Genomic DNA, 18,955 nt, shown 5'->3' on the forward strand with positions numbered 1-18,955 from the left:
TTATAGGTAGCTATCGTGAGAACGATCTGGTTTATCCCTTAATGAATTGTTATGTGCTTTTTGTTATTTATGTTGTATTTTATTACGTATTAATAGATATACGTTGTGTTTATTGTTACAATATAGGATATATTTTGTTAGTTGTATAAGGGGGATATTGTCACGGTGGATACGAAATACTTAGATTTGCTTGCAGAAAAATATGATTGCGAAGAAAAAGTGGTTACGGAAATCGTTAATTTAGAAGCTATTTTAAATCTTCCGAAAGGGACGGAGCACTTTGTCAGTGACTTACATGGTGAGTATCACGCCTTTCAGCATGTGCTGCGTAATGGATCTGGGAAGGTAAAAGAGAAGATTACCGATATTTTCAAAGATAGATTAACAGATCAGGAGATTGATGACTTTGCCACACTGGTCTACTATCCCGAAGAAAAAATTAAATTAATGAAAAACAAATTCTCCAGCAAAAACGAGCTGCACGAGTGGTATCAGGAAACAATTTGTAACATGATTACACTGATTCCATATGCCTCATCGAAATATACGCGTTCTAAGCTGCGTAAAGCTTTACCTGAGCAATTCGTCTATGTTATTGAAGAATTGCTGTACAAATCAGATAAGTATTCCAACAAGAAATCCTACTATGAAATGATACTGCAACAAATAATTACACTCGGCCAATCGGAGAAATTGATTACAGGCCTCGCCTATACGATCCAACGCCTTATCGTTGATCACCTTCACGTCGTTGGTGATATATATGATCGTGGACCTGATCCTGATAAAATTATGGATACCTTGATCAACTATCATTCCCTCGATATCCAGTGGGGGAATCATGATGTGCTCTGGCTAGGGGCTTTTGCGGGTTCTAAGGTGTGCCTGGCTAATATTATCCGAATTTGTGCACGTTATGATAATCTCGATATTATTGAAGATGTATATGGGATCAACCTTCGTCCATTGTTGACGTTGGCAGAGAAATATTACGATGATAATGCTCCTTTCCGGCCGAAAGAGCACAAGGACAAACTGCTGTCAGATCATGAATCGTTACAAATTACCAAGATCCATCAGGCAATTGCGATGATTCAGTTCAAGCTGGAAAGTCCGATTATTAAGCGTCGTGATTTTTTCAATATGTCCGAACGCTTAGTGTTAGAAAAGGTAGATTATGAGAATAACGAAATAACGATTTATGGTAATACGTATTCGCTCAAAAATACTTGCTTTGCTACGATTGATCCAGCTGACCCGGCCAGGTTACTGGAAGAGGAAGAAGAAGTGATGAATAAGCTGTTATTGTCGGTACAGCACTCGGAAAAGCTGGCACGACATATGAAATTTTTAATGAAAAAAGGGAATCTCTACTTACGGTATAATGGTAACTTATTGATTCACGGCTGTATTCCGCTCAACGAGGATGGTGAGATGGAGCAGATGGTGATCGAAGGCGAAACATATAAAGGAAGAGCATTACTCGATCAGTTTGAACACTATTTACAATATTCTTTTTCTCATCGGGATCGGACGGATGATCTGGCAACCGATATGGTCTGGTATTTGTGGACTGGGGAGTATTCCTCATTATTTGGAAAACGGGCGATGACGACATTTGAACGATATTTTATCGATGATAAAGCATCTCATAAGGAAAAGAAAAATCCGTATTATTACTTAAGAGAAGACGAAGCGGTCTGTCGTAAATTGCTGGAGGAGTTTGAGCTTGATCCGGATCAGGGCCATATTATTAATGGCCATACGCCGGTAAAGGAAATTGAAGGGGAGAATCCGATCAAGGCAAATAGCAAAATGATCGTCATTGATGGTGGTTTCTCGAAAGCCTATCAATCTACTACAGGTATCGCGGGTTACACCTTATTATATAATTCCTTCGGTATGCAGCTCGTTGCCCATCAGCATTTTAACTCGAAGGAGCAAGTGATCAACAACGGCGCTGACGTTCTTTCTGTCAGACGAGTAGTGGATAAAGAATTGGAACGGAAGAAAGTAAGGGAAACGAACGTTGGGAAGGAACTGTTAGAAGAGATTGAGATGTTGAAGCGGTTGATGGAATATCGGTATATGGATTGATAGGAAATGGCGGTTCTTAGAGGATGCTCTTCGTTTTCTTTACACGATAGGAAAAAATATTAGCAATATAGAAAAGCCCAAGTTAGTGGAAATTTAGAACATACTTCATATAAGAAAAACTGCGACACATGCTAAAAAAACATGGAAAATATGTGATTGTCATTCGAAAAATAATCAAAAAAGTGTTCAACTACTCTTTTGCAAGTTGGCAGCGGTGGAGTGGTCTGAAAAATGGTTGAAGGATGAGCACATTCAGAGGAAGAGGAGCCGTAATGAACGAAAGAGCATCTCATTCGATCAACATGCTACTCCAATAAGCGCATAATGAGTAAAAAGCAGCACGTAACACAAGTTTTTTAACCTGTGTGTTATGAGCTGCTTTTTTTTTACAATTTTCATTCATAATAACCATAATCGGCTAAGTTCAAGGTAGTTTCTTCTCCGGATAAAAAGGCAGCTACTTCACGTCCAATGACAGGACCCGCAGTTAAGCCTGTTGAACCTAATCCATTAACGACGAAGATATTGTCATCGTTATATCCGATAAACGGCAAGGAATCTCTCGTGAACGGTCGTAATCCTACCGAGACTTTGTGATCGTCTATGTTTACGTCTGGAAAATAGCGTTCTGCTTCATGATGTAAATAGGCTTTGTTTTCCGCAGAAGGCGCAACGGAGAATTCCTCTGTTTTCTCATGTGTTGTGCCGATCGCAAAGCTGTTGCCGGCACCTGTTCCAACAATATACATCGGACCAAGTCCCATAACAACCGGTGTACCCATTGCATCTGCATCTTCATCCAGTTGAAAATGTAATAATTCCGCTCGTTGATGCCGGATTGTTGGCTGATCGTGAAATTCACCAGCCCATGCCCCCGCTGTATAAATGACGGTACCCTGGCACTCTCTAGGATCGACGTCTTCCACCAGCCAATTCCCCCCGTGTGCCAACACACCTTTTTTCAATGAAGTAAGCAAGCTTTCGCCATCAATTTGACCGCCACCTTCTACAAATACGGCTGGGTAATAGTCGGTCAAATAAGGATGCAAAGCTTTTACATCTTTCTTCGCCATTTTCGTGACACTTCCCATTTCAGGTGATGCCTCCTGTTTTGCCGATATCCGTTCGTATGCCAGCTGCTGAATCCGATCATCTTTAAATAGACAGATGGCACCGTTTTGTTTGTAACCTGTAGGCTGATTCGTTGTCTGTTCCAAATCTTTAATAAAGGCTGGGTAATAACGAGCACCTTCCTGGACGAGACGGTACCATTTTTTATTACGGCGCTGGCTGGTCCAGGGACAGATGATGCCAGCGGATGCAAATGTTGCCTGACCTTGATCAAACCGGTCATAGACGGTGACATGTTGTCCTTTTTTGGCAAGATGATAGGCGATAGACGCACCTGCTATCCCACCGCCAACTATAGTAAATTCCTTCATCTTCTCCGCTCCTTCAATTGCTTATCAATTCTCATATTGTAACATATGAAAAGGGGTGCTGTAGTCCCTCTTGTATTACCTATAATTCCCATCAAGTTAGCAATTATGGAGGATTCTATTTTTTTACAGATATGGTAAGGTATAAGTAAGTAAATGAAGCGAGGAGGTGCCCGTTTTTTTCACTTAAAATGTAAACGCATTCATTCGTTGTCTAAGCCTAAAAATGATAGGAGGAGAAAGGATGAAAAAAAGCTTTAAACGTAACGCGCTCTTTGTGATTTTTGCTGCAACAATCATCTTGGTATGCATGGTGTTTCCGGCTGAAAGAGGACAAGCTGCTACTGTTTATGTGACGGATAATGGTTCTACATTGGTGATTAATACGGGGGCTGGTCTGGAATATACAGTTGATAAAGATAATGGGGATATTACCTCAAGTAAAATGAATGGCACGGAGCTTACCGGTTCCACCAAGAATTCACATATTGCTTCCGGGCTGGGATCGGGTGCAGATGTGACTTGGAACAAATCGCCGTCAGGTTCTACCGTTCTCATTACTGTTAGTACCGATACACTGACGCATTACTATTCATCAAGGGGCGGCCAAAATATTATTTATATGGCAACCTACACGACACAAGAACCATCTGTTGGGGAGTTACGCTACATTTTCCGTGGAAACGGTAATGTGTTAACCGATGTTCCGGAACGCTCGGATAATAGTGGTACAACAGGAGCGATCGAGAGCTCCGATGTGTTTGGACATTCCAATGGCTATACCACGTCTAAATATTATGGCAATGATCAGGCAAAGGATTTAACGATAAAAGGTGCAACAGGTAACAATGTCGGTGTCTTTATGGCGTATGGTAATCGTGAAAAAAGTTCCGGTGGTCCCTTTTTTCGGGATATTCAATTCCAGAGTGGAGGGGATACAGAAATCTATAATTATATGAATTCGGGACATGCCCAGACAGAGGACTGGCGGATGGGACTTCACGGCCCATACGCATTAGTATTTACTACTGGTTCGACGCCTAGTGTGCCTGACTTCAGCTGGATGTCAGGCTTGAATCTGCAAGGCTGGGTTTCCAGCAGGGGAAAAGTGGTATTAAACGGGTTGAACGGCATGGATTCCAATTATGAATATACGGTTGGATTTGCCAATGATAATGCCCAATACTGGACGACTGCATCTTCCTCTGGAACCGCAGTGAAAGATGGCATGATACCTGGGACGTATACGATGACCGTTTACAAAAAAGAACTGGAGGTTTACAGTGAACAGGTCACAGTTTCCGCTAACCAGACGACCACGTTAAATACGAGAACGATCAACAATGACCCGAGTGCAGCGTCTGCGATATGGCGAATTGGGGATTGGGATGGTACACCGTGGGAGCTGAAAAATGGGCAAACGATTCCGCTTCGTCATCCTTCTGACAGCCGAAACCAAAGCTGGGGACCTGTGACATATGCAGTTGGAAGTGCAACGAATAAATTCCCGGCGATTCAATTCCGGGGTGAGAATTCACCAACAACCGTGACGTTCAACTTGACTGCAGCCCAGGCAGCTTCATCGCATGAATTAAATATAGGTATTACCACTGCCTATAACGGTGGCAGACCTAGTATTACGATGAATGGTTCGTCACTAGGCCTTCATAGTCCATCCAATCAGCCGAATTCGCGAAGCTTTACGATTGGAACCTACAGAGGTAACAATACGACGTTCTCCTGGACTGTTCCTGCTTCTGATCTAGTAGAAGGGACGAATACGATGTCGATTACGCCGGTTAGTGGCTCCAGTGATTTAGGGAATTGGTTAAGCGCTGGCTGGGTGTACGATACAGTGGAATTAATAGATTGATGAGGAGCGGTTCTCCTGTTTCATTTTTGTGAAACGGGAGAACCGTTTTGTTGTTTGCGTTCTACTTTGCGATACGCTAGATTAGCAGATGATAGAACTACCAGGCCTAAGATGCTTGCTGAGAAAAAGAAACCAGTGCCAGGGATGTTAGTGATTACGAAATAGACCGCAGAAAACCCGAAGATGATAAACAAACTGGGAACAGGGTTGTACAGTGTTAAGAGTATCCCATTTTTTATCAGCATGGTTAATGTTTGTTCAAACTCTACATAAAGGGCTAACGTATAACAAATGACGAGCACAGAGAGACAGCACATTATGATCCAAGTGTACAAGACATAGAAGGAATCAGCAGGTTGGAGAAAGAAGAAGTTAATAAACAGTAACAAGCAAATACTAGCCACTAATCCACCGAGTCGGTTACTTCTCCAAAATTCTTCTTTATAGTAGCCCCAGAAAGTACTCCTGATAGCAGGGGAGTTTCCCTTTAAAAATTGTCTTAATGTTGCGAGTAAGGCAATGGTCGCTGGAAAGAATCCCAATATAATGCCACCAATCAACGTAAAACATATCCACAGCAGATTCAGATATGCAAGCCTGGCAAACCAGTTGCAGAAGGTATAAATGGAATTTGTGAATGTACCAAATTGCATGATCTCACCTCTTTTTTCGCGTTAGGAAGTATAAGAAACGCAAGTATATAATGACAGTCATGATGCCGAATGGAATAATTAAATCGCATCAAGAATCAAGGAGAACTGTATGTGATTAAGCCCGTTATTCTAACCATAACTATAACATTACTGCCATCGGTTCATGACATCTTTGCGCAATCGAGTAAAAATATTTTCAATGTAGTAAAAATATTGTACCGCTTTTGATCTGTTCAAAAGTCGGCATGATGAAACACGAGAAAACAGGTAAAAATTTTGCGCAATTGGTAAAAAATATTGATTGTTGGAAGCGGATACAAAATCTATACTAAAGCTACTATCAGAAAAAAGAGGTGAGCAACGTGAAGGTACAATCTGAAGCAATGGATCTATCAGAACAACAAAAGAAAGCACGCAAAAAGGCCCGAAAAAGTAATGGTGATCCTTTTAGCGGCTGGAAAGAGAATTTATCAGGGTATCTGTTTATTGCCCCTATGTTTCTCGGTACTTCTTTGTTAGTACTGTTTCCGATATTCGCATCATTAGCGTTAAGTTTTACCGATTGGAACTTTGTATCCGGCTATAATAATGTGAAGTTTATCGGATTCGATAACTTTACGGCACTATTTTCGAATGGACTATTTATAAAAGCCCTGAAAAATAATTTTATTTTATTATTGGCTATACCGATCACGTTAATGGTTTCCTTGGCTTTAGCCGTCATTATTAATCGATATGTGTATTTGAAAGATTTGTTTAAGGTCATTTACTTTATGCCGTTTATATCGAGTATTGTAGCGGTTGCGGTTGTTTTTCAAGTTATGTTCCATCCTACGCAGGGGCCGATCAACCAATTCCTGATGTCAATCGGAATCGATCATCCGCCCGAATGGATTGCCGATGTGACCTATTCCTTGCCCTCTGTCATGTTGATTATGATATGGACAAGCATCGGTTTTAATCTGATTATTTATTTAGCAGGGTTGCAGAATATCCCTAAGGAATTATATGAAGCTGCTCAAATAGATGGCGCTTCCGCATGGTTCCAGTTTACAAAAATAACGATACCATTGGTGTCTCCGACGACATTTCTCCTTTTGGTAACAGGAGTCATCTCTAGCTTTAAAGTATTCGATTTAATTATTGTACTGACAGAAGGTGGACCGGCCAACTCGACATTAACCCCTGTAGTATATCTTTACCAGCAGGCCTTTATCGAATTGAAAACAGGTTACGCTTCCGCCATTGCGTTAGTGATGTTTATTATTATTTTAATTATTACGTACCTCCAGTTTATTGGACAGAAAAAATGGGTGAATTATTAAGCAGAAAGGAGTTCATGATATGACATTTCGATTAGACACGAGAAAATTGATCACAACGATTATAATGGCGATTATTGGTCTTGCATTTTTAATGCCCTTCTTCTGGATGATATCCGCATCTTTAAAAGTCGAGGAAGATGTACTTACGTTTCCGATCCAATGGATTCCTGATACGTGGCATGCAATAGAAAATTATAAAGAAGTCTGGACCGGTTCGATGCCGTTTCTACTGTTATATTGGAATTCGATTAAAGTAACGGTGCTGACGACCCTTACTTCGGTTACGATATCGTGTTTAGCAGCATATGGGTTTGCCAAAATCAATTTCAAAGGAAGCAATGTATTATTTCTAGTGGTGCTGGCTACTTATATGATTCCGCCACAAACGTTACTTGTTACCCAATTTCTGCTTTATCGATGGATAGGGCTGTATGATACACATACCGGCCTTATCCTGCTGAATAGTTTCAGTGTGTTTGGAACATTTATGCTTCGTCAATTTTATTTAGGTATCAGCAATGAAATTATAGAATCAGCCAGGATGGATGGCGCGGGGCATTTCAGGATATTTACTGCGATTGCCTTACCGCTGGTTCGTCCGGCCATTGCTACCTATGCGATATTACGATTTATCTGGACTTGGAATGACTTCCAATATCCATTAATCTTTCTTCGGACAGAGGCACTCTATACGATACAATTAGGTGTGCAAAGTTTTTCTGATCAGCATGGAAGCGTTTACTCACTAATGATGGCAGCTTCAGTGTCAGCGATATTACCATTATTAATTATCTTTATTATTGGTCAGAAAAATGTTATTGAAGGTATTCAGCTCGGTGGTGTAAAAGGGTAAGTCCTCATATAGAAGAGGTTTATATAAGAAAATCAGGAGGGGTTAGATGAAAAAAATAAGTTGGTTTGCTTTGGTTGGGGTGTTACTGATGGTGATCTTAGCAGCTTGTTCAGGGAATGAAGAAACATCAAATGATGAGGGGAATTCTTCCTCAGATGAAAAAGTTAACCTGAAATTCGTGCATTGGATTAACGATGATGTTGGAAAATGGGAGTCGCTGATTGCTAAATATGAAGAAGAACATCCAAATGTTAAGATTGAATCGATGCCACTCGTCGAAAATATGAACTCGGAGGATTATTTTAAACAGCTAGATTTAATGGCATCAGCAGGGGAAAAAATGGATTTAATTATGTTTTCCAATATGAATGACTGGGTGAAACGAATTGATGCCGGGTTAGTTGCGCCTATCAATGAGTATATGGAAGCGGAAGGTATTGATATCAACGAGGTGTACAATAACACGTATCCAGCGATTGATGGAGAGTATTATGGCTTACCAATGAAAAATGTGACGAATCTGGTTATGATAAATAAACAGCATTTAGATGAAGCAGGCTTAGAGATTCCAACCGAATGGACTTGGGATGACTACCAGGAGTATGCGCAGAAATTAACAACAGATGACCATTATGGATCCTATTTGCACAGCTGGCATAATACACATTCATCCTTGAAGTTATTAAGTAAACCTGAAAATACCATGATCTTAAAAGAAGATGGCTCATCTAATGCGGATGATCCGATGCTAAAAGCGTCACTTGAATTAAGAGATCAACTGGAGAATGTCGATAAAACATCGGTACCGTTCACAGAAATTCTCTCGCAGAAATTAGATTACCGTCAACAGTTCTTCAGTGGAGAGGCGTCGATGATTCCAATCGCCAGCTATATGATTACAGAGTGGGGTCAATTTACACCTGATTTTGAGATTGCCTGGGCACCGTGGCCAAAAAATAAAGCCGAAGATGAAGCGTATTCAGCCATGGGTGGTGACCTTGTATCTGTAGCACAAAATTCCGAGCACAAACAGGAAGCTTATGACTTCATGCGCTGGTTAACTACAGAAGGAATTGTGGAACAAGGGGTCTGGGTGCCTTCATGGAAGGAAGCGGATTTAGATACGGTCTTGGAGAACCTGGCGAGTGGAACGGAAAATCCAGATGCTATTGATATGGAATCATTGAAAAACGCACTGACATCTGTTCAGCCGAGTAAATCTTTTGCACCGCCTGCCTATGTAACAGAAGCCTATACAGAATTTGATGCAGAAGTCGAACTATATTTGTTAGGGGAACAAGATTTAGAGACAACAATGAAAAATATTCAGGAGAAGGTGCAAGCAGTGGTGGATGCGAACCAATAGCAACACTTTGCTATAATAGAGAGAAAACTTATGTTTTCTCTCTATTAGTATGTGTTCAAAAATAGTACGTGTTCAAAAAGTTGCCGAGTGAGAAACAAGTTAACGAAGAGATTCCCGCTTATCATTTGGTGACTTTTTGAACATCCTCTATTATGCATGTAGCAGGAAGTGGTGTTGTACTGTGAAGAAAGGCTTAATCAAATTAAATCAGCTGTCACTAAGGACAAGACTTATCATTGCGGTCATATTATGCATTTTATTACCGTGGGTAAGTACGTACCTGGTATCCAATTATTTCACGAAAGATGTTCTAGAGGAACGGGCGGCAAAACAGTCTAAAGATGACTTGCGCATGATTGAATCGGGGATAAAAAATATTTTAGACGATATGATGTATACGTCGAATTATATTCAGTTTGACACGAATATGAATAAGCTGCTCAAAAAACAAGAATTAATTAATGCAGATTCACCGGAAGCTTCGCAACAAATGGCCGTGAATTACCTGCATATATCGAAAGCGTTAGTGGGCCTGACTGATATGTTAACACCAGCCTATATTTCGATCCTTTTTAACAATGATTTATACTATACCAATTATTCAAGGGTCGATTTCAATCCATTGCAATTCAAAAAACAGGACTGGTTTCAGAAGCTGGATACCTTGAGCTTCTATGATACGTTATGGATTGGTGCCCAGCAGAATTATATACAGGCAGAGCGAAAGTCAGATCCCTATTTGATCACCATAGGGCGAAAAATCGAAAGCTCTACACCATTGGATGCATATCTGATTATCAGTTTCAAGGAGGAACAAATAAAAGAGATGTTTGAGAATATGCAAAGCGACCACCATACTAAATTGTACCTGACCAATCAATCTGGTGAGATATATTCCAGTGTGGATAAGCAAGAGATTGGCGAAACCTTGCCTTACAATGTTTCAGAGAAATCTTATCAGGTTGTAGACTATCAAAATGAATCTCATTTGCTTGTTTCCTATCCTGTATCGTATACAGGCTGGAGGTTGGTTAGCTTAGTGCCTTATAAAAGCACAATTGGTTCTATTAATACCGTTACAAGAACGACTATCCTGATTCAAGGCGGCTTTCTCGTGATTTTTCTAATCGGTTTGATTGTACTGGTACGAGAAATGACAAAGCCATTGGTCACATTAACGAACGTGACAAAATCCGTTGAGAAAGGCGACCTGTCTGCCAGATTCGATACCCCTGGCAATCACGATGTAGCACAATTAGGTCATTCATTCAATCATATGCTTGATACCATTGAAACCATGATAGAACAGGTAAGGATACAGGAAGAAACGAAAAGAAATGCAGAATTGGATATGCTGCAAGCTCAGATCAATCCGCATTTTTTATTTAATGTATTAAATGCGATTCGTCTTCAAATCAAGATGAAGGGTGATACCGATAGTGCAGCAGTCATCTATTCGCTGTCCGCATTACTCCGGATGACCATTAATCGTAATAATGCATTTATTCCGTTAGGTGAAGAGCTGTCTATTGTCCAGCACTATGTTGATTTGATGAACTTCCGACACCAGCATGACGTGAAATTGCTCCTATCTGTAGATGAGCCAACTACCGTGAAAGAGGTACCACGTTTTTTCTTACAGCCGATTATTGAGAACGCTATCATACACGGTTATAATGAAAAGCAAGAGACAGTAGAGATAGACGCTTTTCTGCAAGAGGATGGCTATGTCGAAATACTGATTCAAGATAATGGGGTGGGAATGAACACTGCGACATTAGAAAAACTGCGCAATAAAATATCAGATATGACGTTGGATGAGTTGAAGCGAAAGGATACCCAATCCTTTAATGGTATCGGGCTGCAAAATGTGTACCAACGTATGAAACTGATTTATGGAGATGCTTTTGATATGGTGATCGATAGTTTGGAAGGAGATGGAACGGTAATTGTCTTCCGGATTCCGGTTGAATGAGGAGGAAGAAGATGTATCGCGTAGTGTTAGTAGATGATGATGCACTGGTTATAGAGTTTCTGCGAAGAATGATTCCATGGGAGCAATATGGTTTTGAAGTGATGGCAAGTTTTAAAGATAGTCAGCAGGCATTAGCATATTTAGAGAATAATAGCTTTGACGTGCTTATTACGGATATAGGCATGCCCAGACTAAATGGAATTGAGTTAATCTCACAGTTAAGAAAGCAAAACATAGCATCTTATAATATTATTCTTTCCTGTCATGATGAATTTCGTTTTGCCCAACAAGCATTAAAACTAGAGGCATATGATTATATCCTGAAAGAATCGATGGAGGAGGAGCACTTAATCGCAGTATTAGAACAATTAAAGGATACGATTGATCAGGATCGGCTATCTGTAAGCAAACAGCATAAGCTCGCAAAATTCTTGGAAGATAATAATGCCATTTTAAAAGCAAAATTCCTTGAAAAAATTATGCAAGAGGATCGTTTGCAGCATACGGATTGGCTGGAGGAACAAGAACAATTATTAGGAATTGATTTTTATCATGAGGCATTTACGGTGGTGCTAACGTATATTGATCAATATTATGATGCGATAGCGCATTATGAGAATGACACGATCCTTCAATTTGCGGTAAACAATATTGTGGAAGAAGTCTTAGGTGAAAACCACCAGCAGCATGTGCAAGTATTTTATTTAAAAGGCAGATTTTTAATGCTTTTTCCGAATAAGGCTGAAGACATCTATTATACAATGGAGAAAATACATGCTCACATGAAACATTTTTTAAACATTAGTGTGACGTCTGTGGTGAGTGGTGCAGATCTCCAGCATCAACAGCTTATTGAGCATATGCGATTATTATTAAATAATAAAGACGCACGATTCTATTACCCACATAACAGTATACAAGCCTTTTACCTTGAGTCATATTGTCAGGAGACGCTGTTCACTAACTATGTGGCTTTTATTAAACGGTTAAAAGACTATATTCTGACGGAGGAACAAGAACCACTGATGCATTTACTGTCCAACGAATTTTCGGTTATTAAGAAGAAAAAATACGCGCCCGCTATGGTGAAGGATTGGGTGATGAAAGCTATTTTGGATATGAATATATCGTTGAATGCGTTGAGAAATTTTGAGGCAGATTCTCTGGAGACGATAACAGCGTATGTGATGTACAAAATAGAGACAATTGAACATCTCGAGAAGGTAACGAAAGTTATTTTTACTCAGTTTATCGATCAGGTGAAGGAGATGGATGTATCACAAAAAAATGAGGATATTATTAAAGTGCAAAAATACGTACAGACTCATCTTGATAAGAAATTATCCTTAACAGCGGCTGCGGAACATCTGCATTTAAATGCCAGTTATTTCAGCAGAATGTTTAAACGCGAGACAGGTGAAGGGTTCATCGAATATGTAACGAAACTTAAGATGGAAAAAGCATTGGAATTAGTAGATCATACAACCAAAAGCACCGAGGAAATAGCCTATGCATTAGGATTTGATACGAAAAGTTATTTTTTGAAATTGTTTAAGAAACATCATGGTTACTCTCCGAAGGATTACAGGTATCGGGAAGAAGTGAAATCTCGTTTATAATAGTACAGCAGAGTGGAACAAGGAAGTAATCATTTGTTCCACTCACATCATTTCTGCTCCGTTTTTTACAATATGCTGTTCTCCCCACTAGTAAAGCATTTGCATGGCAGATAGGAGCGAATCACCATATTCTATAGACTTAAAGACTATGCTAGCTTAGCCGTGCCCACAGGAAGCGGAGCATATTTCCAGAGCTATGCTAAGCAGTTAAAACCTCTCAAAATGACCACAATGACATACGGCTCCACTTTACATAATCCGTTTTATAGGTAGCTATCGTTATGCCCTGCTTTTCTATAAAACGACAAATTATTTCCCTGGTAATGAAATTGAAATGTTACTCGCCAAAGATGTATTGATCTAAAAAGGGGTTACGGAATTTTCCGTTAGGGTCGTATTTTTGCAGTAACGAACGGAATTCCGGCAATTTTGGATAGCGAGCTTGGACTTGAGCCGGTGCCATGGTGAAGAGCTTGCCCCAATGTGGACGTGGTTCAAATGCTTTTAAGGCTGCTTCAATTTCTGGTAAGACTTGCTGGACACTTTCCCAGTCATCTTTCCAGGTGAAATGGATGCCGATCGAGTCTTGCTGATAGTTCATGCTCATCCATAGATCATCCTGTGCAATAGAACGGAGCTCACACACATAGAGTAATGGTGATATTTTTTTACCAAGCTTACCGATCGCTGTTACCGCATCGACAATATGCTGTCGGGGAATAATATATTCTGTTTGTAATTCTTTTCCACTGCTCGGCGTGAAATTCATACGGAAATGCGGCATTCGATCATGCCAGATACCGGCAACTCCTAATTGATCTGTGCAATGCTCAGCACCGTGCCCGGCAATCGGATGCATTTTTTCCGTGGCTAATGTTGCGCCATATAATTCCGGTACTGCTTCAGCAGATGCGTCTTCTGCAACTTTTTCCTTTTGCCATACTTGGTTGAATCCGGGACTGCTCCAATCTGTAAAAAGACTGACGCTGTAAGCACTGGCGAAGATTTCTTCGACATGCTCCTGAAAAGAAGCAAGCGTCAGGTTATGATAGACGTTCTGTTTGATATGATATTCAGGTACTAAGTCAAGGGTAAGCTTGGTCACGACTCCGAACCCGCCAAGTCCTACGACAAGAGCTTTTAATGTTTCTTCGTCGTCTTTTCGTGAAAGATGAACCAGTTCTCCATTGGCATCAACAAATTCGATACCACTTACAATTGTTGCCAGGTTGCCATTGTGATCGCCGGAACCATGCGTTGCCGTCATACATGCGCCGGCAACTGATATATGTGGAAGCGATGCCAGGTTATGAAGTGCTAAACCCGTGCCTTCTAAATATAACGACAAATCACTATATTTCATGCCAGCTTCGACCGTTATGGTTTGTGCTTCTTTATTAAAATCTACCACCTGGCTGAGGTGCTCAAGGGACATCATATGATGCTCAGAATCGGCGATGCTGTTAAAGGAATGCCGGCTGCCAACCACTTTTACGTAATTACATTCTTTTACTAGTTGTTGAATGTCCGCTACGTTTTGCGGGGTATGCCAGTTCGTTGTGCTGTACGTGTAATTTCCTGCCCAATTTTGCTGTTTTTTCATAGTTTTTCTGCTCCTTTATCAATCTTTTTGTTATGTAATGAATAGGTTTACATTTGATGGTTATGAAAAAGGTTTCTCTCTCTTAGTATTAGGATAGCACGGAATCGAAGAAAATACAGTAACAAACTATTGATGATAGAGTGGAAGACTGTGAATATAGCAGAGGTGCGGCATCCAGTAACTGCTGGCTAATGCTGTATGGCAGAAAAAAGTCTGATTGTGTTGTTTTGTCTGTTTATCTGTTTGTATTTGTTGACTTGTATTTGTTTCTGTTATAAAGTATCCACTGTAACCAGATTTTTGTTAGAAATAGAAAATGAAGGGATAATCTACTATGAAAGAATCTGTGATTTTAGTTTGCTGCAGTTGGGTTGTGCGCTTGGCTTATATAAATGTGTTATGGTGTGTGTTTACAATGCTTGGCGGTATTATCTTTGGATGGGCACCTGCCACTGTCTCTTCATTTACTATTATGAGGAGGTGGATGGACAAGGAAGAGTTCCGCATTCTTCCGTATTTTTGGAAGGTCTATAAAAAAGAATTTTCACAAGCAAATGCAAGCGGTTTAATAAACCTGGTGATCTTTATAATTTTATTGACAAATCTCCTCATACTCTCGAATACTTCGAGCCCTTTTACGTCAATTTTTATCATCGGCAATTGGTCCCTGTTCCTGTTATTTACGATATTTATGCTGATATTTTATGTGGTGTACACATTTGTGGAGGGGAGCACCTTATCAAAATATCAACAAGCACTATTTTTCTCGATTTCGAGATTGCCGATTTCTCTATTAATCCTGCTTGTAAATGCGTCTTGGGTCTGGATATTGTGTCAGTTTCCAGGTTTAATTTTACTGTTTAGTGTAAGCGTTTCTCTATTATTCACTTTTCTATTAGCCAGATTTTCCTGGTTGAACATGGTAGATAACTATTATAAAAGGAGTGCAATCTGAATGCGAAAATCTAGTAAACTAATGATGCTATTCATCGTTATGATAGCGATAACATTAATTGGCTGTAGCAATAATGCAGAAGAATCTGCCGGAGCGACGGAGATTCCTGAGAATCCTGAAGATGTGTCGGGAGAAATTACCGTATGGGCCTGGTCACTTGAGGCAGATTTTTTGAATTCGATCATTGAAGATTTTAATCAAACGTATCCGAATGTGACGGTTAATATTAATAAGCAAGGTCCGGATCAGATTTTTCAGCGACTGGTAACTGGATTAGGCTCTGGACAGGAGAGTCAGCTGCCGGATTTAGTCCAGATACAAGACACGGATATTGCCTCTTTCACGAGCAAATTTCCTGATTCGTTTGTGAACCTTAGTGAAGTCGGGTTTAGTGAACATGATGGATCTTTTGCAGAGTCCAAACAAGAGATGGTGAAAGATGCCGATGGTAATTATATTGCCTTTCCACGTGATTTAGGTCCTGTCGGTGTCTTTTATCGTAAGGATATTTTTGAACAAGCAGGTGTGGATGCCGAGTCTATTAAGACGTGGGATGACTATATCGAAGCTGGTGAAGTCATTATGGAGGAAACAGGAGTGCCGATGCTTGGACTTGCATTAAACCAGCAAGTAGCCTTGGCGAGATTTATGATTCACCAGCAAGAATCGTTCTACTTCACGGATGAAGGGGAATTGAATGTAGGTTCAGATGAGTTATTAAAAGCAGCGGGGAAAATTAAAGAAATGAGCGATAAAGGGATCACAACGAATGTAACGGATTCAGAAGGCCAGATGGCAGCGATCAAAAATGATGGTGTTGCTACTGTACCTAATTCTGTCTGGTACAACGGTTCACTGATGGATCAAGCGCCAGAATTATCTGGTGAGTGGGGAACGTTTGCTTTACCTAGTTTTGAAGAAGGTGGCGTTCGTGCTGCCAATAGTGGTGGTTCAAGCTTTGCCATACCGAATTCGTCCTCAAATAAGGAAGCAGCTTACGTATTTGGTGAATTTCTATCTACCAATGTTGATATGGAAGTGAAAGGCTTGCAAGAATTTGGTCTATTCCCATCGTTAGAGGCGGCCTATGATGATCCAGTATTCGAAGAGGGCTTGGAATACTTTGACGGTGAAAAATTCTATCAAAAATTTGCTGATATTGCGGTGAACATCCCACAGGTTACCTATACCGGTGACTATCCAGAGGTAGATGATACGGTCAATGAAGAAATGGCGAATATGCTGTTAAATGACGGAAACCCGGAAGAAATGCAGCAAAGGCTAGTCGAACGGATTGAAGCAAGTACAGGGAAAGAGGATGTAAATTAATGGAGGTGGCCGTTAGCAGTCTGCCTGCTAACGGTCTAACATGCACTATCCTAAGATATACAACGAAAGGATGGAAATTGTGAAGAATTCTTCTTATGGAGAAGTAGTTAATGAGTCAATCAAGAAAAAGAGTGGCAGCAAGCGATCCTTTGATAATCCGCGTAATGCACCCTATATTTTCCTGATGCCAGCATTGATTTTTTTCTTGTTGTTCACAGGATATCCGATTGTGTATTCCTTTATCTTAAGTTTGCAGCAATCAGAAGGGAATGTTACGACGTTTGCAGGTTTAGATAATTATATTCGGCTATTTCAGGATCCGATTTTCTATGAATCGCTTAGTAATACCTTGATTATATTAGTGCTTCAAGTACCAATTATGTTATTTTTTGCGCTGATATTAGCCGTGTTAATGAATTCGACCATGTTAAAAGCAAAAGGGTTTTTCCGTGTGGCTTATTTCTCACCTGCAGTGGCATCGCTAGTATCTGCAGCGGTTATCTTCTTGTTGCTATTAAACCCGGATTATGGCTTAATCAATTATTTATTGTCCTTTATAGGGATTGATAAAATTGGCTGGTTGAATCATCCGGTTTGGGCGAAGATATCCATCGTGCTCGTTATGATATGGAGATGGACTGGCTACAATATGGTTATTTTACTGGCAGGGATGCAAAATATTTCGAATGACTTGTATGAGGCGGCCCGCATTGATGGGGCAGGGAAGGTAAGACAGTTCTTCTCGATTACCATTCCACAGTTAAAGCCGGTTATTTTATTTACAGCAATTGTATCTACGATCGGTACGTTGCAGCTGTTTGATGAGCCATACAACCTCACAGGTGGTGGACCTGTTAATGCAACGACAACAATCACGATGTATTTATATCAGAATGCCTTTGAATATTTTGACTTCGAATATGCTTCTGCCATTGCATATGTGGTGGTCGTATTAATCGCACTGCTATCATTCATACAATTTAAACTGGCAGGTGATGATGAATGAGAGTAAGTGGACTGCAGAAAACACTATTCTATACGGTGTTGATTTTATTAGTGATACTGACGATTGGTCCTTATTACTGGATGCTGGTAGGTGCAACGAATCCAACCGGCAATATGTTAAATACACCTCCGAGTTTTATACCGGGTGATTACTTTTTGGAGAATTTAAGAAGCTTATTGAGTCAAATCGATATTTGGCGATCCTTATTCAATTCGGCGGTAACAGCGGTGAGCTTTACGTTTATCAGTGGTATTATCTGTGCGGCGGCTGGCTTCGCTTTTGCAAAGTATCAATTTAAAGGAAGAAATATCATTTTCGCCTTGTTTTTATTATCGATGATGGTGCCATATCAGGCGTTGGTTGTGCCGCAATTCCAATTATTTGCGAGCTTTAATTTGCTGAACTCCTATACTGCAATTATTTTGCCACAAATTGCTTATCCGTTCGCGATCTTTCTTATGAGGCAGAATATGCAATCGATACCGACGGCGCTGATCGAGGCAGCAAGGATTGATGGCAGTAGTGAAACAGGGATTTTCTTTAAAATTGTATTGCCAACAATGATACCGGCAATAGCTGCTGTGTCTATTTTCTTATTCACCCATCAGTGGAACAACTTCTTGTGGCCGCTGATTACAATTACGACCCAGGATATGTATACCCTTCCTGTTGCACTGGCCACGCTGGCCGGTCTGGAAACAGTAGATTACGGTGTATTAATGATGGGGGCGGCGATTTCTGTATTGCCGATATTTATCGCCTTTTTATTCTTGCAGCGTTATTTCATAGCAGGGATTATCGGAGGGTCTGTTAAAGAATAAATAAAAACGATCTCCCTTTGTTGCAGGTAAGTATCTGTAAC

General features: G+C 40.3%; 14 protein-coding genes. 11 read left to right on the forward strand and 3 right to left on the reverse strand.

The window, feature by feature from the left end; all coding sequences use genetic code 11:
• The first annotated feature begins 165 nt into the window (after window positions 1–165).
• Window positions 166–2,097, forward strand: coding sequence for a fructose-1,6-bisphosphatase (locus tag MUN88_RS07235; protein ID WP_244722773.1), 1,932 nt, complete (start codon window positions 166–168; stop codon window positions 2,095–2,097).
• Window positions 2,098–2,492: 395 nt separating this feature from the next.
• On the opposite strand, the gene MUN88_RS07240 is transcribed toward MUN88_RS07235, so the two are convergent.
• Window positions 2,493–3,539, reverse strand: coding sequence for an NAD(P)/FAD-dependent oxidoreductase (locus tag MUN88_RS07240; protein ID WP_244722774.1), 1,047 nt, complete (start codon window positions 3,537–3,539; stop codon window positions 2,493–2,495).
• 241 nt (window positions 3,540–3,780) lie between these two features.
• Between MUN88_RS07240 and MUN88_RS07245 the strand changes: the two genes are divergently transcribed.
• Window positions 3,781–5,409: a rhamnogalacturonan lyase B N-terminal domain-containing protein gene (locus MUN88_RS07245; protein ID WP_244722775.1), complete on the forward strand. Its 1,629-nt coding sequence runs from the start codon at window positions 3,781–3,783 to the stop codon at window positions 5,407–5,409.
• A gap of 20 nt (window positions 5,410–5,429) precedes the next feature.
• On the opposite strand, the gene MUN88_RS07250 is transcribed toward MUN88_RS07245, so the two are convergent.
• The gene (locus MUN88_RS07250; RefSeq protein WP_244722776.1) at window positions 5,430–6,062 is read right to left on the reverse strand and encodes a YesL family protein; all 633 of its coding nucleotides are present in this window, start codon (window positions 6,060–6,062) and stop codon (window positions 5,430–5,432) included.
• A gap of 383 nt (window positions 6,063–6,445) precedes the next feature.
• On the opposite strand from MUN88_RS07250, the gene MUN88_RS07255 reads away from it, so the two are divergent.
• The 5 genes from MUN88_RS07255 (at window position 6,446) to MUN88_RS07275 (ending at window position 13,200) form a co-directional block, all read left to right on the forward strand.
• Window positions 6,446–7,387, forward strand: a complete 942-nt coding sequence (locus MUN88_RS07255; RefSeq protein WP_369809984.1) for a carbohydrate ABC transporter permease — start codon at window positions 6,446–6,448, stop codon at window positions 7,385–7,387.
• 19 nt (window positions 7,388–7,406) lie between these two features.
• Window positions 7,407–8,240 (forward strand): carbohydrate ABC transporter permease, encoded by an 834-nt coding sequence (locus MUN88_RS07260; RefSeq protein ID WP_244722791.1) that lies wholly within the window; start codon window positions 7,407–7,409, stop codon window positions 8,238–8,240.
• A 46-nt stretch (window positions 8,241–8,286) separates the two neighbouring features.
• A complete protein-coding gene (locus MUN88_RS07265; protein WP_244722794.1) occupies window positions 8,287–9,606 on the forward strand; it encodes an ABC transporter substrate-binding protein in 1,320 nt (439 codons plus the stop codon).
• 181 nt (window positions 9,607–9,787) lie between these two features.
• The gene (locus MUN88_RS07270) at window positions 9,788–11,581 is read left to right on the forward strand and encodes a cache domain-containing sensor histidine kinase (RefSeq protein WP_244722796.1); all 1,794 of its coding nucleotides are present in this window, start codon (window positions 9,788–9,790) and stop codon (window positions 11,579–11,581) included.
• A gap of 11 nt (window positions 11,582–11,592) precedes the next feature.
• Window positions 11,593–13,200 carry a response regulator transcription factor gene (locus MUN88_RS07275; protein ID WP_244722799.1) on the forward strand — a complete coding sequence of 536 codons (1,608 nt, stop codon included), beginning with the start codon at window positions 11,593–11,595 and terminating at the stop codon, window positions 13,198–13,200.
• Window positions 13,201–13,537: 337 nt separating this feature from the next.
• Here MUN88_RS07275 and MUN88_RS07280 read toward each other — a convergent pair whose 3' ends face one another.
• Window positions 13,538–14,803: a D-arabinono-1,4-lactone oxidase gene (locus MUN88_RS07280; protein WP_244722802.1), complete on the reverse strand. Its 1,266-nt coding sequence runs from the start codon at window positions 14,801–14,803 to the stop codon at window positions 13,538–13,540.
• 415 nt (window positions 14,804–15,218) lie between these two features.
• On the opposite strand from MUN88_RS07280, the gene MUN88_RS21855 reads away from it, so the two are divergent.
• The 4 genes from MUN88_RS21855 (at window position 15,219) to MUN88_RS07295 (ending at window position 18,914) form a co-directional block, all read left to right on the forward strand.
• Entirely contained in the window at window positions 15,219–15,758 is a 540-nt protein-coding gene (locus tag MUN88_RS21855) for a DUF624 domain-containing protein (protein ID WP_369809985.1), read from the forward strand.
• Window positions 15,759–17,087: an ABC transporter substrate-binding protein gene (locus MUN88_RS07285; RefSeq protein WP_244722804.1), complete on the forward strand. Its 1,329-nt coding sequence runs from the start codon at window positions 15,759–15,761 to the stop codon at window positions 17,085–17,087.
• 79 nt (window positions 17,088–17,166) lie between these two features.
• Window positions 17,167–18,093, forward strand: a complete 927-nt coding sequence (locus MUN88_RS07290) for a carbohydrate ABC transporter permease (protein WP_369809955.1) — start codon at window positions 17,167–17,169, stop codon at window positions 18,091–18,093.
• Window positions 18,090–18,914 (forward strand): carbohydrate ABC transporter permease, encoded by an 825-nt coding sequence (locus MUN88_RS07295; protein ID WP_244722807.1) that lies wholly within the window; start codon window positions 18,090–18,092, stop codon window positions 18,912–18,914. Before MUN88_RS07290 ends, MUN88_RS07295 begins: the two co-directional genes overlap by 4 nt.
• Window positions 18,915–18,955 lie beyond the last annotated feature (41 nt).

This window comes from Gracilibacillus caseinilyticus, assembly GCF_022919115.1.
GTDB lineage: Bacteria > Bacillota > Bacilli > Bacillales > Amphibacillaceae > Gracilibacillus > Gracilibacillus caseinilyticus.

Bases quoted from the DNA above. Each gene is read 5' to 3' on its own strand.
- MUN88_RS07240 (WP_244722774.1), bottom strand. From the start codon at position 3,539: ATGAAGGAATTTACTATAGTTGGCGGTGGGATAGCAGGTGCGTCTATC.
- MUN88_RS07245 (WP_244722775.1), top strand. From the start codon at position 3,781: ATGAAAAAAAGCTTTAAACGTAACGCGCTCTTTGTGATTTTTGCTGCA.
- MUN88_RS07250 (WP_244722776.1), bottom strand. From the start codon at position 6,062: ATGCAATTTGGTACATTCACAAATTCCATTTATACCTTCTGCAACTGG.
- MUN88_RS07255 (WP_369809984.1), top strand. From the start codon at position 6,446: ATGGATCTATCAGAACAACAAAAGAAAGCACGCAAAAAGGCCCGAAAA.
- MUN88_RS07260 (WP_244722791.1), top strand. From the start codon at position 7,407: ATGACATTTCGATTAGACACGAGAAAATTGATCACAACGATTATAATG.
- MUN88_RS07265 (WP_244722794.1), top strand. From the start codon at position 8,287: ATGAAAAAAATAAGTTGGTTTGCTTTGGTTGGGGTGTTACTGATGGTG.
- MUN88_RS07275 (WP_244722799.1), top strand. From the start codon at position 11,593: ATGTATCGCGTAGTGTTAGTAGATGATGATGCACTGGTTATAGAGTTT.
- MUN88_RS07280 (WP_244722802.1), bottom strand. From the start codon at position 14,803: ATGAAAAAACAGCAAAATTGGGCAGGAAATTACACGTACAGCACAACG.
- MUN88_RS21855 (WP_369809985.1), top strand. From the start codon at position 15,219: ATGCTTGGCGGTATTATCTTTGGATGGGCACCTGCCACTGTCTCTTCA.
- MUN88_RS07285 (WP_244722804.1), top strand. From the start codon at position 15,759: ATGCGAAAATCTAGTAAACTAATGATGCTATTCATCGTTATGATAGCG.
- MUN88_RS07295 (WP_244722807.1), top strand. From the start codon at position 18,090: ATGAGAGTAAGTGGACTGCAGAAAACACTATTCTATACGGTGTTGATT.